Genomic DNA, 13,125 nt, shown 5'->3' with positions numbered 1-13,125 from the left:
CGGCATTCAGTTTCCTTCCAACTTATGAAAAATCCTCTAAATTATATAACAACTCTTCAATATGAATTTGTGTCGGGTCTAGTTGTAATAACTGGGTAAATACTTCTTTCGCCTCTTTTCGTTTTCCTTCTTCCAATAAGAAATAACCGTACTCTTCTAAGAAGTCTGGATGATTCTTAAAAGAAGTATATGCACTTTCATAGTGTTTTAATGCATCCGAATACATTTCTAATTGTTTTTTTGCATACGCAAGATCCCAAAGTAGTTGTGTATCTGGTTCTCCACTATCAATAGCACGCTCTACAATTGCAATTAACTCTTCGTACTTTTCTTGTTCTTTTAAGATATATGCATATTTTAATGTTGCACCTAAATGCCCTGGATCTAACTCAAGCGCTTTTTGAAGAACTTCCTCTGCTTCTACTATTTTTCCTAATTTCGCCGCAATGTTCGCTAACTCTACATAAAATGGAACTGAAAGCTCATCTACTTTAATTCCTTCATGAAGCGTTTCATAGCTTTCTTGAAGCATTCCTTCTTTTTCATAGCTTTTCGCTAAATACATGTACAGTGATGCGTACTCAGGGTCTAATTCTTTTAGTTCTTGCCAAGCACCAATTGCTCTCTGATATTCTTCACCTTGGTATAATGTGAAGGCATATCCAAATAATGAGTGAATATCTTTTTGTTCCTCTAGGCCTGCTTCATAATAAGCAATCGCTTCTTCCCAGTTTCCGATCGCGCTTAACGTTTCTGCGAGGCGAAGTGCGATCACAACACCACCCATTACTTTATGTTCCGCTAATAGCGATTCATAATAAGTAATTGCCTTTTGTTCTTCACCTTTACTACTATATAATTCTGCTAACCCAAACGTAATAACAGGTTCATCAGGCATCATTTCTTTCGCCTTTAATAGTTTTTGCTCTGCTACATCATCAAAACCTTGCATTTGGAATAAATCTGCAACAAGTAATAACGATTGAACATATAAATCGTCATTTTCTGGAATATCATGAAGCACTTCAATCGCTTCATCTTCTTTATCTAGATCAATATATAATTCTGCTAAAAATACAGTGAATTCACTTTCTTCTGGATACAGTAAACGTAAGTCTTCAGTAATTGCTAATGCCTCATCTGTAAATCCAAGTGTATGATAGTAACGAGCGATATCATACTTCTCTTCATCATTCGCAATTTTTAATTGTTCTTTTAATAATTGTAATCCTTTTTCCGCTTCACCATTTTCAATATATGAAACAGCTTGTTCAAACTTTTGCATAAACGTCTCCTTTAATTCTAAAAAATATTCTCTTCTGTTCATTTATCATAAGCAACTCACTGTTAGAACGCAACCTTTAGAATGAGCATGCTTCTTCTTATACTTCTTCCTACAGAGTAGTTAATTGTTCAAAAGGTTCGGATATGACACCGATACCTTATCATCATCTTCTATTGTACCGCTTTCTTTTATGACCGTGCAAATAACTTCTCTCACTAATTATCAAGCCATACAAACCGTGGTTTACAGAATAACTTAATTAGCAGTCTTCAACCTTTATTTTGAATGCGATAAAAAAGGCTCCTATAATAGGAGCCTTCACAATCTCTTAAGAATATGTTTCTTCTTTCTGTACTTGCTCATTTACAAGCTCTTTCAGTAACTCTATAATTTCATCATTTTCTTCCTTCAAACCGATAGTAATACGAATACCATCATCGATACCAAATGCAGCACCAGAACGAACGATATATCCTTTTTTCATTAATCGTTCGAAAGCTTCATTACCTGGTATACCGAGTTTTAAGAAAATGAAATTTGTTTGAGATGGATAATAGAATACGTTATATTCTTTACAAAATGCATAATACTGATTTAAACCTTCAGCATTCTTTTGCACACAATCTTGTAAAAAGGCTTGATCTTCTAATGCAGCGAGTGCTACAGATTGGGCTACAGTTGATGTATTGAATGGTAACCTAGCTACTTCTAGCTGTCCGATTAACTTCGCATCCCCAATCGCATATCCGATACGAAAAGCAGCTAAACCATATGCTTTTGAAAACGTGCGTAAAACCATAAGATTTTCATACTTTTCAAGAAGTGGTAATGTTTGCGGATAGTCTTCTGCTTCCGCGTATTCATAATATGCTTCGTCCATAATAACGAGAGCCGACTTAGGAACTGATTCTAAAAATGAAAGTAATTTTTGTTTCTCAACATATGTACCTGTTGGATTATTCGGATTACAAATCCATACAATTTTCGTTTTCTCATCTACTTGCTCTAGCATTGCATCTAAATCGTGAATACCATCTTTAAGTGATACTTCACGAACTTCTGCTCCTTCAATAACAGCATGGTGATGATATTGTGAAAACGTAGGATTCGCCATTACAACGTTTGTTCCTTCATGTAGTAACGCTCGGCTAATCATTTGAATGACTTCATCTAATCCACTACCAAATAGTAGTTGTTCTGCTTTTACACCTAAATGTTCCGCTACTTTTGTCCGAAGTTCAAAGGCATATCCATCTGGATAAAGGGCATATTGGCTCGCTAAAGAAGTTAATGCTTCTGTCACACGTGCTGAGCAACCGAATGGATTTTCATTGGATGCTAATTTCACAATTTTTGATAAACCATATTCTCTTTTTACTTCTTCAATGTTTTTCCCAGGCACATACGCTCTCAAAGTTAACAATTGCTCTTTCACTCTCATTTTTCTTCCCCCAGTCATTTCATTCAATTTGATTACAATACGGTTATAGCCCCTTACTGTAATCTTTTGTCATAACCATCACTATTACGAGAATACCTCTAAATGAGCACTTCACAGCACTTCGCTATCATTTTAAACCATATCTTTTTGAAATGCCTCTAACGCAATATGAACAGTCTCATCTGAAATAGATACGACATTCACTACCCCATATTCCTGCATAAGCACCATATGAATTGCTCCTGCATTTGCTTTCTTATCTTGTTTCATCAATTGAACGAGGCGCTCTACATTCAAATCGCTTGGCATTTTTGGATAGCCGTATTTCAAGAACCACTGCTTCATATCTTCATAAGCAAGATCAACCTTGTACACTTGCTCACTTAAAAATATGGCGAATAACATTCCAACCGCTACACCGTCACCGTGAGTAATATTTCCATACCCTAGCTCTTTTTCAAGAGCATGTCCTAACGTATGTCCAAAATTCAAATGAGCACGTACACCCTTCTCTGTTTCATCTTGTGACACAACATTTGCCTTTACAGGAATCGCCTTCGTTAATATATGGATTAACTTCTCATCATGAAGATCCGCTAATGTTTGCACTTCTTCTTTTAACCAATGGTATAGCTCCACATCACCGATAAGAGCATGCTTTATCACCTCTGCATAACCTGAACGCCACTCTTTTTCAGGAAGAGACTGTAAAAAAGGTGTATGATATACAACTGCTTCTGGCTGATGGAATGCACCAATCATATTTTTACCTAACGGATGGTTAATCGCTACTTTCCCACCCACTGCGCTATCGTGCGCTAATAAAGTTGTCGGAACCTGCACAAAGCGAATACCACGCATAAACGATGCAGCAACAAAACCAGCTAAATCTCCAATCATTCCGCCTCCAAGTGCAAGAATTAAAGAATTTCTATCTAATTTATTTTCAAGAGCTGACGTATGAGCCGCATAGAAATTTTCGAAAGACTTCTCTTTTTCGCCACTTGGTACAACAAACGAAAACACGTGCTGCTCTACTTGTAATGCATCGATAACTGTCTGTAAATGTAGTGATGCAACAGCTTCATCTGAAATAATCATTACGTTAGATACCGCTGGCTGCATATTTTGAACGATCGTTGTTAAGTTTGACAACACTTCTTTACCAACATGTACATCATATTCTTTTGATTTCGTTTGAATATGTATGTTTCCCATTAAAATCCCCTCGCATATTCATTATGTTTCTCAATATTTTCACGAATTAGTTCCATACGATCTAATCCGAATTGTTCTATTAAAGCTGTCGCTAATTCCCAAGCCACAACCGCTTCTGCAACGACACTAGCTGCTGGCACTGCACAACTATCTGAACGTTCAATGCTCGCTGTAAAAGGCTCTTTCGTATCAATATCTACACTTTGAAGAGGTTTATAAAGTGTAGGTATCGGTTTCATCACACCGCGCACAACAATTGGCATTCCAGTCGTCATACCGCCTTCTAATCCCCCTGCATTATTTGTTCTTCGTGTATATCCATGCTCCTCATTCCACAGAATTTCATCATGAACTTCACTTCCTGGTCTATGCGCTGCTTCAAAACCAATTCCAATCTCGACACCTTTAAAAGCATTAATACTCATAATTGCAGCTGCTAATTTCGCATCCAGTTTTCGATCATAATGCACGTAGCTACCTACTCCAATTGGCATCCCTTCCACAATTACTTCAACGATTCCACCAATTGAATCACCATTTGCTTTCGCATCATCAATCGCTTTCATCATTTGGTTACCAGCTTCGTCATCTAAGCAACGTACAGGAGATGCTTCGGTAATACTCTTTAATTCTTCAATTGAACTATACGTAATCTCCTTAGCTTGTACACCGCCAATTTCAATTACATGGCCCGCTACTTTAATACCAAGTTCTGCTAACACCTTTTTAGCAACCGCACCAGCAGCAACACGCACCGTCGTTTCGCGCGCTGACGAACGTTCCAGTACATTCCTCATATCTCTATGACCATATTTAATCGCACCATTTAAATCAGCATGCCCAGGCCTTGGTTTTGTCACTTTCCTTTTCATCTCTTTTTCTTCTTGCTCAGTTAAAGGCTCCGCCCCCATAATTTTTGTCCAGTGTGCAAAATCACGATTTTCAACAACAAGTGCAATAGGGGAACCTAATGTTTCTCCATGTCTAACACCACTTAAAATTTGCACTTGATCCGTTTCAATTTGCATGCGTCTACCGCGCCCATATCCCTTTTTCCTTCTAGCTAACTCTTCGTTTATATCATCTGCTACTAAAGACAATCCTGCCGGAACACCTTCTATAATCGTTGTAAGTTGTGGACCATGAGATTCACCAGCTGTAATATATCGCATACGTTATTCCTCTTTTCGTATATGTATTTATCTCACTATATTAACTTTTATCATTCTAAAAATATTAAAGAAATTATATCATAAATCGACCATTTTCTTATTCTATATTTCCGATAGTCCTAATTTAAATATCAATATATCATAACAGTTCAAACTTCGTAACTAACTGAAAATAAAAAAAGTGCAAGAAGAATACCCCTATTCTCCTTGCACTTTTTACTATTATCACAGTGATTAAAGCGTTTACAAATTATTTCAAAATAATTAGTAAATCCATTCATTCATTAATTTTGAGTAGTCAACTAATTCTTCTTCTTTAAAGAAAATAGCAATCTCGCGCTCTGCGCTTTCTAAAGAATCAGAACCATGGATAATGTTTTTCGCAACAGTTACACCGAAATCTCCACGAATTGTTCCAGGAGCTGCTTCATGTGGTCTTGTTTTCCCCATCATGTTACGAGCTGTATCTACTACACCTTCACCTTGCCATACCATTGCGAATACAGGTCCAGATGTAATAAAGTCTACTAACTCACCAAAGAAAGGTTTTTCCTTATGCTCAGCGTAGTGTTGTCCAGCAATTTCTGGAGTGACTTGCATTAATTTTGCACCAACTAATTGAAAGCCTTTTTTCTCAAAACGAGCTACAATTTCCCCAATGAAGGCACGTTGTACACCGTCTGGTTTTACCATTAGAAATGTTTTTTCCATAAAAAATCTCTCCACTTCTGAATTATGTATGTAATTGTATATCCCCACACACATATTATCACCCTTATCACAATTGTGCAATAGTTTTGAAATAGAGAGATTATTTTATTTTTTAGAATAAACCTTAAAATTTTCGTTTTCCAATATACTTTGCAACATTTTGTAATGCGTACTTTGCTTTTCCACGTGGGAGTGGTTTTATTATTTCTAAAGCTTTATGTAAATAACGTTCACTAAACGCAAATGCTTGATCAATTGCTGTACTATTTTTTACAGCATCAATAATTTCTTGCATTTCACTTGCTGTTGAATTTTCATGTACAGATGTGATTTTCTGACGAAGTACGGGATCTTCCATCGCATATAAAGCAGGAAGTGTAATATTCCCTTGTAGTAAATCTCCACCAGCAGGTTTTCCAAGTTTCTCTTCTGTAGAAACGAAGTCTAAAATGTCATCAATAATTTGATAAGACATTCCTACAAAATACCCATACCAAAATAGACGATTTACCGTATCACGATTAGCACCAGCAGCAATCGCTCCCAATTGACAACTCGCGGCAATTAATAATGCTGTTTTTCGCTTTATTCTTCTTAAATACGTTCTTAAATTTTGGTCATAATTGTATTTATCTTTAATTTGTTCAATTTCACCTTTACAGACTTCTAAAATAGTATGTGATAACGCTTGATGTGCCTCTGGAATTTCGATATTGGTTATACATTCAAGAGACTTAGCGAACAGATAGTCCCCTGTATACATCGCAATACGATCTCCCCATTTCGCATTCACAGTCGCACTGCCGCGTCGTAAAAATGCAGCATCAATAACATCATCGTGAACAAGAGAAGCCATATGAATAAGTTCTAACGCAACAGCAACATGCTTAATCGCATCTAACTTATAATCTCCAAATTTCCCTGCAAGCAACACAAATACAGGACGAATTCGTTTCCCACCAGCTTCAATCAGCTGTAATGCTGCCTCTTCTACTAATGGCTGTTCAGAAGCGACTGTCTTTTTTAATTCTTTTTCTATCACATTAATATCCGATCGTAAAAAAGAGTACATAAGTTGTAACTTCATATTGTTCACCTTAACCTAAAACTTCTTTTTTCTATTTTGATTCTGGTTTAATACCTAAATGCATTGCTGCTACCCCAAAAGTAAATGGTTTCACTTGCACACGTTCAAGTCCAGCTTGCTCAAACATTTGAGCCAATTCTTTCATCCCTGGGAACGTACTAGCAGATTCTTGAAGCCATGAATATTCTTTATAACTTTTCGCAAACACCTTTCCAAATAATGGCATGATATATTTAAAGTATAAAATATACCCTTGTCGAAAACCAATCATTGTTGGTTGAGATGTTTCTAAACAGATTACTTTTCCACCTGGTTTTACTACACGCGTCATTTCTTTTAATACGTGCATATAATCCGGTACGTTACGTAAACCAAACCCAATCGTCACATAATCAAACGTATTATCTTCAAACGGAAGTTCCATTGCATTCCCATGTAGAAGTTCTACTTGTTTTAATTGTAACGCCTCTACCTTTTGCTTACCGACAGATAACATATTTTCACTGAAGTCTAAGCCAACAACCTTTCCTTGCTCACCTACGGCTCCAGCTAGCGCAATTGTCCAATCTGCGGTTCCACAGCATACATCAAGCGCTTGACTGCCTGGTTGTACATCCATAATTCGCATCGTTTCTTTCCGCCACGCTTTATGTCTTTGAAAACTAATTACAGAATTCATCACATCGTATTTATCAGAAATCTTTTCAAATACGTCATGTACTCTTTCTTCTTTTGATTGTTGCATGCTCGTACCTTCTTCCAATGTAAAATTGCTTATGTCTTCTATTTATTCCTTAACACAGAATTTATTTCATTTATGTCTGTGTGATTTTCTAAAAATTGTTTTTCTTTCTTTCTCAATTCCTTCATCCAACCATTAATCACTACTTCTGCTTTATCCCCTAAAGCATCTTGCATAGCTTGAAAAACAGGTGAATGTTGCTTATCAGCATACAATTGAATTTCTTTTTGAAGGCGATTTCCACCTAATACGTATGTGATAAATGGCTTCCAATGTGATAACTGAAAATGATCACATGTTTTTTGAAGGAGCGCAGACTCAATCGTTACTATGCTTTTCATTATGTCATCCGTCGTTTCATGCGCTTTTTGGTATAACATAATTTTGTGTTCATTTATCTCTTTAATTCCTTCAGCAAGTGCACGAATTAAAACAATATCACGATTCATAGACAATAAATAATAATATAGTCCACTATAGTAATCGCCTGCAAGTACTGTTAATTGACGACATTTATGGAATCCAATCTCTTCCTCGCCTGCTTTATTTGATACCCTTTCATGCGTATCAAGCGCAATTTGTACAAGCATAATTGTTACTACGTAATGCTCAATTTGTTCTATATGTAAGTTTGCACTCTTTAAAGCACCATATAACAATGCTATCTTTTCTTCATCAATAAATGGTTCTTCAATATAGTTTATAAAATAAGGATGGCGTAATTTCTCCATCAATTTTTCTTTTATACCCGCATACCCTCCGTAGATGTCACACACAAAAAATCACCCTTGTTTTCTAATTCATAAAACTTATTATAACACATACACTCTATTTTCTATAACCAAAACTTGGCTACACCTACCATTCATGTAAGCAATCTTTCTAATCTCACTCTGTCTAGTTAAAACTATATCATTTATTTACTAAAAAAAAAAAGAAAAGCAGTTTCCCGCTTTTCTTTACTTCGTTTTAATAAACGATAAAATTTCACTGCGCGCTGCAGCATCATTTTCAAGCACACCACGCACTGCTGTCGTTACTGTTTTCGCACCTGGTTTTTTCACACCACGCATCGTCATACACATATGTTCTGCTTCTACTACTACCATTACACCATGAGGCTCTAGTACTTCCATAATAGAGTTCGCTACTGTTGATGTAATACGTTCTTGCAGTTGTGGGCGACGTGCAATTGTATCTACGGTACGAGCTAATTTACTTAACCCTGTTACCTTTCCACCTTGCGGAATATATGCAACGTGAGCAACTCCATAGAATGGTACTAAATGATGCTCACACATCGAATAAAATGGTATATCTTTTACTAGTACAAGCTCTTCGTGATCTTCTCCGAATACTTTATGCAAATGCTCTTTCGGATCTTCATGCATACCTGAGAACACTTCTGCGTACATTTTTGCAACACGCTTTGGTGTATCAAGTACTCCCTCACGATTTGGGTCATCCCCAATCGCCTCTAAAATAAGGCGTACTGCATGTTCAATTTGTTCTAAATTAACTTTTGCCATCCGCTAGCCCTCCCGAAAACCTAAAAGTGATACGAACACATTCTAGCATATTTATGTTTTTAAAAGCAAAAAGAAGAGTTCCCAAAAAGGAAACTCTTCTTCCCTGTTAATATGTAAGGATTATTTAACCGCATCTTTTAACGCTTTACCAGGTTTGAATGCAGGTACTTTACTTGCAGCGATTTCAATCTCCTCACCTGTTTGTGGGTTACGACCTTTACGAGCCGCACGCTCACGAACTTCGAAGTTACCGAATCCGATCAGTTGTACTTTATCACCTTGTTTTAAAGCTTCTAAGATAGAATCAAAAACAGCGTCTACTGCTTTTGTTGCGTCCTTTTTAGAAAGGGAACTTGCTTCTGCAACAGCATTGATTAAATCTGTCTTGTTCATGCCATTCACCTCCTCCCAAAGATAAGACTGTATAATGATCATAAAATGAGTCTTACTTTCATTTGTAGGCAATTTTTGCAAATTCTATACTACAAAGATGTAGATAAATCATTATCAACGCCTATATTATACGATTCTCCTTTATAATTCAATATTTTTAAGGAAATTGTTACTCTTAAAATGTGAAAATCTGATGAAACTTGACAATTTACAACAATGTATTAGATAATGACTGTTTATTTTTCTATTTTATAATAAAAAAAAACAAAAAATCCCTCTACAATGAGAGGGATTTTTTCTTATAGTATAATCGCAATTAATCCGCCAGATCCTTCATTAATAATTCTTTCTAGCGTTTCTTTTAATTTATATCTAGCATTTTCTGGCATTAAAGATAATTTCGCCTGAATTCCTTCTCGAACAATCGAGCTAAGTGAACGTCCAAATATATCAGAATTCCAAATTGATAACGGGTCATCTTCAAAATCTTGCATTAAATAACGAACTAATTCTTCACTTTGCTTTTCAGTACCAATAATCGGCTCAAACGTTGACTCTACATCTACTTTAATCATATGAATAGATGGCGCTAACGCTTTTAACTTCACACCAAACCTTGAACCGTGACGAATAATTTCTGGCTCATCTAAGCTCATATCCGCTAATGCAGGTGCTGCTACACCATATCCTGTTTGCTTAACCATACGCAGTGCATCCGCCACTTGATCGTACTCTATTTTCGCATGAGATAAATCGAGCATAAGCTTTAATAAATGATCTTTCCCTCGAATTTCTACTCCTACTACTTCTTTTAAAATCTGATCATATAATTCATCTGGCGCATATAAATCAATCTCCGCCACACCTTGCCCCATATCAATGCCAGCTAGGCTCGCTCGATCAATAAATTCATATTGACTAAACTGCCAAACAACGCGATCCACATCACGAAGACGTTTTATATCCTTCACAGTTTCTTGAACTGCTTCTTGATAACTTTGACGCAACCAATGCCCTTCATTTAGCACCATTACCCAACTCGGAAGGTTCACATTCACTTCTAATACAGGGAATTCAAATAGCGCTTCACGAAGTACATTATATACATCTGTTTCTCTTAAACTCTCCACACTCATTGCAATAACCGGGATATCATATTCTTCTGATAAACTTTGGCGTAATTGCTCTGTATCTGGATGATACGGCTGTACCGTATTAATTATCATAATGAAAGGTTTTCCTACTTCTTTCAACTCATTTACAACGCGTTCTTCTGCCTCTATATAATCTCTTCTTGGAATTTCACCAATTGTTCCATCTGTTGTAATTACAACACCAATTGTTGAATGTTCTTGAATTACTTTACGCGTGCCGATTTCTGCAGCTTCATGGAATGGAATAGGTTCTTCATACCAAGGGGTATTAATCATACGCGGGCCATTCTCATCTTCATAGCCCTTCGCTCCAGGAACCGTATATCCAACACAATCTACTAATCGAATATTCACTTCAAGTCCTTCATCTACTTCGATAGAAACCGCTTGGTTTGGAACAAACTTCGGTTCCGTCGTCATAATTGTACGACCAGCAGCACTTTGAGGCAATTCATCCTGCGCTCTTTGACGGTCAGACTCATTCTCAATATTTGGAATAACTACAAGTTCCATAAATTTTTTAATGAATGTTGATTTCCCTGTTCGAACAGCTCCTACAACTCCAAAATAAATATCACCGCCTGTTCGTTCTGCAATATCTTTAAAAATATCTACCTTTTCCAAGTGATTCCCTCCCTCAAAATTTTTGGGAATAATTCCGCGTTTATAGTCAACTAATACCTTCTCTAACGTTGCCTATAATATCTGATATAATATAATGGTATTCTAGAAGTTCGGACAATATATCATATAATTTTGTCCAATTTCATATGACTATTAAAAAATATCTTTTGTTTGCATCGTAAGTTGTATAACATAAAAAACCTTTCTTCTAGAACTTATTCACTAAAAGAAAGGTTCATGACTTATCATTTTAAAAAAATTGGTTCTCCGTCCTTTACTGTGTACGGTAAAGAATAAGCTGGTACAAACGGGGAACCTTTCGAAAGTATATTTCGAATATCTTCTCCCTCTGTAAACTGCCCTTCATTTTTTTTCAAAGCGTCATATAAGTCGATTCTATAATCAACAAAAACTTCTCCTTTTTCATTAATTACAAAAGGAAGTCCTTTACCAGAATATGGACTTGTCACTTGTGGCACATCTTTATATCCTAGTTTTTTGAAATCCAATTCATATACACCATCTGAAATTACTTTTTTAAAAGGTGGATATTGATGTTCATCACGATACATCCTAAGCTTTAAAGATAGTTCCTGAATTTGTTCAGCCATCCTAACATCAATTAACTTTACTGTTGGATTTGTTTCAACGTCTATTAATACGTATTGATATACTCCTCCACTTTCATACGCATTCCCTGGCGCTTCTTGTATGTAACGCGGGGCAATCTGTTGAAAATCGATTGGATACTTTTGATAAATAGGTGTACTCATATCCCTCGTCTTAATTGGCAATATCCCATCATTTTGCTCCTTAAATGTCACAACAGCTTTTTGAACAACCTGTAGCTGATCTTCATAAGGAACCGCATTTTGCTTCATATTTTCTTTCGGATACAGACACCCCGTTAAAAGGCTCATACAACAAAATATTAAAATAATATGGAATTTTTTCACTAGCATCACCTTTTCATACTAATCTAATTTGCTCCGTATGTAGTATTTTCGAGACCATTCCATTTACTGCTGTACAGGTCCACTAAATACAACAAGAAAAATAACAATTCCTGACACAATCATAAGGGTGTACGCTACTAACGCTGTAATCCCTTTCAAAAATTTATTCTTTATTCTATGTCTACTTAATAAAATAAAACTTACTGCAAAAAACATAAATCCAATTGCCCCTAAAGCCAACCACATTTTCATAAGCCCTTCTGACATATACACACCCCTTTTTATTAATCTATTTTTATACTATTTTAACAAATTAAAATCTTTAAACAAATACAAAAAGAACATTTTACTACAAATCGCGAGTATGTAACTTTAATCAATAGGTTTTCCAGCATTTCTCACCAATCTAGGCAAAAATAAAACCGAAGCGATTGTATCTCTCGCTTCGGTTGACCAAATATGCCCAAAAACAGCTCTATTCCCATTCTTTCATGGCTATCATATGCAATCTCCAAACTCTTTGTTTCTCATAATTTATTTTTTAAACATTTTGCTTAACGAGCCAAAATCTGTTGGCATATTATTATTAATAATCGCTTTTACAATTTGATCCTCTTGCTCTTTCGGCACTTCACGTCCCGCCATAAGAGCCACTTGATGAATTAATTGACGAAGTACAGTTTCATCACGTAAATTCGCATTTTGCACGGATGATGCTAATTTAAAAATATCCTCTTTATTTACTTTCGCTTCCTTCTCAATATTATTAAAAATATTATTATCCATTCTTTTCACCCTCTCCTCAAGTTACTC

General features: G+C 36.0%; 14 protein-coding genes. All 14 read right to left on the bottom strand.

Annotated features, from left to right (window positions below; genetic code table 11):
* Positions 1 to 22 precede the first annotated feature (22 nt).
* Positions 23 to 1,285 (bottom strand): tetratricopeptide repeat protein, encoded by a 1,263-nt coding sequence (locus tag V6946_RS08030; RefSeq protein ID WP_006924419.1) that lies wholly within the window; start codon positions 1,283 to 1,285, stop codon positions 23 to 25.
* Positions 1,286 to 1,613: 328 nt separating this feature from the next.
* A complete protein-coding gene (gene hisC / locus V6946_RS08025) occupies positions 1,614 to 2,726 on the bottom strand; it encodes a histidinol-phosphate transaminase (RefSeq protein ID WP_006924421.1) in 1,113 nt (370 codons plus the stop codon).
* A 132-nt stretch (positions 2,727 to 2,858) separates the two neighbouring features.
* Positions 2,859 to 3,944 carry a 3-dehydroquinate synthase gene (aroB, locus tag V6946_RS08020; RefSeq protein WP_000526821.1) on the bottom strand — a complete coding sequence of 362 codons (1,086 nt, stop codon included), beginning with the start codon at positions 3,942 to 3,944 and terminating at the stop codon, positions 2,859 to 2,861.
* On the bottom strand, positions 3,944 to 5,116 hold the full coding sequence (gene aroC, locus V6946_RS08015) for a chorismate synthase (protein ID WP_006924423.1): 1,173 nt from the start codon (positions 5,114 to 5,116) through the stop codon (positions 3,944 to 3,946). Before aroC ends, aroB begins: the two co-directional genes overlap by 1 nt.
* A 264-nt stretch (positions 5,117 to 5,380) precedes the next feature.
* A complete protein-coding gene (gene ndk, locus V6946_RS08010) occupies positions 5,381 to 5,827 on the bottom strand; it encodes a nucleoside-diphosphate kinase (RefSeq protein ID WP_000415883.1) in 447 nt (148 codons plus the stop codon).
* A 124-nt stretch (positions 5,828 to 5,951) separates the two neighbouring features.
* Positions 5,952 to 6,914 (bottom strand): heptaprenyl diphosphate synthase component II, encoded by a 963-nt coding sequence (gene hepT, locus V6946_RS08005; RefSeq protein ID WP_000776077.1) that lies wholly within the window; start codon positions 6,912 to 6,914, stop codon positions 5,952 to 5,954.
* A gap of 31 nt (positions 6,915 to 6,945) precedes the next feature.
* Positions 6,946 to 7,659: a 2-heptaprenyl-1,4-naphthoquinone methyltransferase gene (gene menG / locus V6946_RS08000; protein WP_098529081.1), complete on the bottom strand. Its 714-nt coding sequence runs from the start codon at positions 7,657 to 7,659 to the stop codon at positions 6,946 to 6,948.
* 38 nt (positions 7,660 to 7,697) lie between these two features.
* Complete coding sequence (locus V6946_RS07995) at positions 7,698 to 8,432, bottom strand: heptaprenyl diphosphate synthase component 1 (protein ID WP_000332854.1); 735 nt, start codon at positions 8,430 to 8,432, stop codon at positions 7,698 to 7,700.
* 183 nt (positions 8,433 to 8,615) lie between these two features.
* Complete coding sequence (folE, locus tag V6946_RS07990) at positions 8,616 to 9,185, bottom strand: GTP cyclohydrolase I FolE (RefSeq protein WP_001151482.1); 570 nt, start codon at positions 9,183 to 9,185, stop codon at positions 8,616 to 8,618.
* Positions 9,186 to 9,305: 120 nt separating this feature from the next.
* The gene (locus V6946_RS07985) at positions 9,306 to 9,578 is read right to left on the bottom strand and encodes an HU family DNA-binding protein (RefSeq protein WP_001043860.1); all 273 of its coding nucleotides are present in this window, start codon (positions 9,576 to 9,578) and stop codon (positions 9,306 to 9,308) included.
* Between the two features lie 299 nt (positions 9,579 to 9,877).
* On the bottom strand, positions 9,878 to 11,356 hold the full coding sequence (gene spoIVA, locus V6946_RS07980; protein ID WP_366981532.1) for a stage IV sporulation protein A: 1,479 nt from the start codon (positions 11,354 to 11,356) through the stop codon (positions 9,878 to 9,880).
* 245 nt (positions 11,357 to 11,601) lie between these two features.
* Entirely contained in the window at positions 11,602 to 12,312 is a 711-nt protein-coding gene (locus V6946_RS07975) for a hypothetical protein (protein WP_000713407.1), read from the bottom strand.
* 63 nt (positions 12,313 to 12,375) lie between these two features.
* Positions 12,376 to 12,579, bottom strand: a complete 204-nt coding sequence (locus tag V6946_RS07970; protein WP_001289008.1) for a DUF2768 domain-containing protein — start codon at positions 12,577 to 12,579, stop codon at positions 12,376 to 12,378.
* A 267-nt stretch (positions 12,580 to 12,846) separates the two neighbouring features.
* Positions 12,847 to 13,098, bottom strand: a complete 252-nt coding sequence (locus V6946_RS07965) for a stage VI sporulation protein F (protein ID WP_000369754.1) — start codon at positions 13,096 to 13,098, stop codon at positions 12,847 to 12,849.
* Positions 13,099 to 13,125: the final 27 nt, after the last annotated feature.

The sequence above is a fragment of the Bacillus sp. PPSBB_2 genome (assembly GCF_045291115.1).
GTDB classification, from domain to species: Bacteria; Bacillota; Bacilli; order Bacillales; family Bacillaceae_G; genus Bacillus_A; species Bacillus_A cereus.
Note: the sequence above shows the minus strand (reverse complement) of the source record. Positions and strands in the feature narration are given on the sequence as shown.

Bases quoted from the DNA above. Each gene is read 5' to 3' on its own strand.
- V6946_RS08030 (WP_006924419.1), bottom strand. From the start codon at position 1,285: ATGCAAAAGTTTGAACAAGCTGTTTCATATATTGAAAATGGTGAAGCG.
- hisC (WP_006924421.1), bottom strand. From the start codon at position 2,726: ATGAGAGTGAAAGAGCAATTGTTAACTTTGAGAGCGTATGTGCCTGGG.
- aroB (WP_000526821.1), bottom strand. From the start codon at position 3,944: ATGGGAAACATACATATTCAAACGAAATCAAAAGAATATGATGTACAT.
- aroC (WP_006924423.1), bottom strand. From the start codon at position 5,116: ATGCGATATATTACAGCTGGTGAATCTCATGGTCCACAACTTACAACG.
- ndk (WP_000415883.1), bottom strand. From the start codon at position 5,827: ATGGAAAAAACATTTCTAATGGTAAAACCAGACGGTGTACAACGTGCC.
- hepT (WP_000776077.1), bottom strand. From the start codon at position 6,914: ATGAAGTTACAACTTATGTACTCTTTTTTACGATCGGATATTAATGTG.
- menG (WP_098529081.1), bottom strand. From the start codon at position 7,659: ATGCAACAATCAAAAGAAGAAAGAGTACATGACGTATTTGAAAAGATT.
- folE (WP_001151482.1), bottom strand. From the start codon at position 9,185: ATGGCAAAAGTTAATTTAGAACAAATTGAACATGCAGTACGCCTTATT.
- V6946_RS07985 (WP_001043860.1), bottom strand. From the start codon at position 9,578: ATGAACAAGACAGATTTAATCAATGCTGTTGCAGAAGCAAGTTCCCTT.
- V6946_RS07970 (WP_001289008.1), bottom strand. From the start codon at position 12,579: ATGTCAGAAGGGCTTATGAAAATGTGGTTGGCTTTAGGGGCAATTGGA.
- V6946_RS07965 (WP_000369754.1), bottom strand. From the start codon at position 13,098: ATGGATAATAATATTTTTAATAATATTGAGAAGGAAGCGAAAGTAAAT.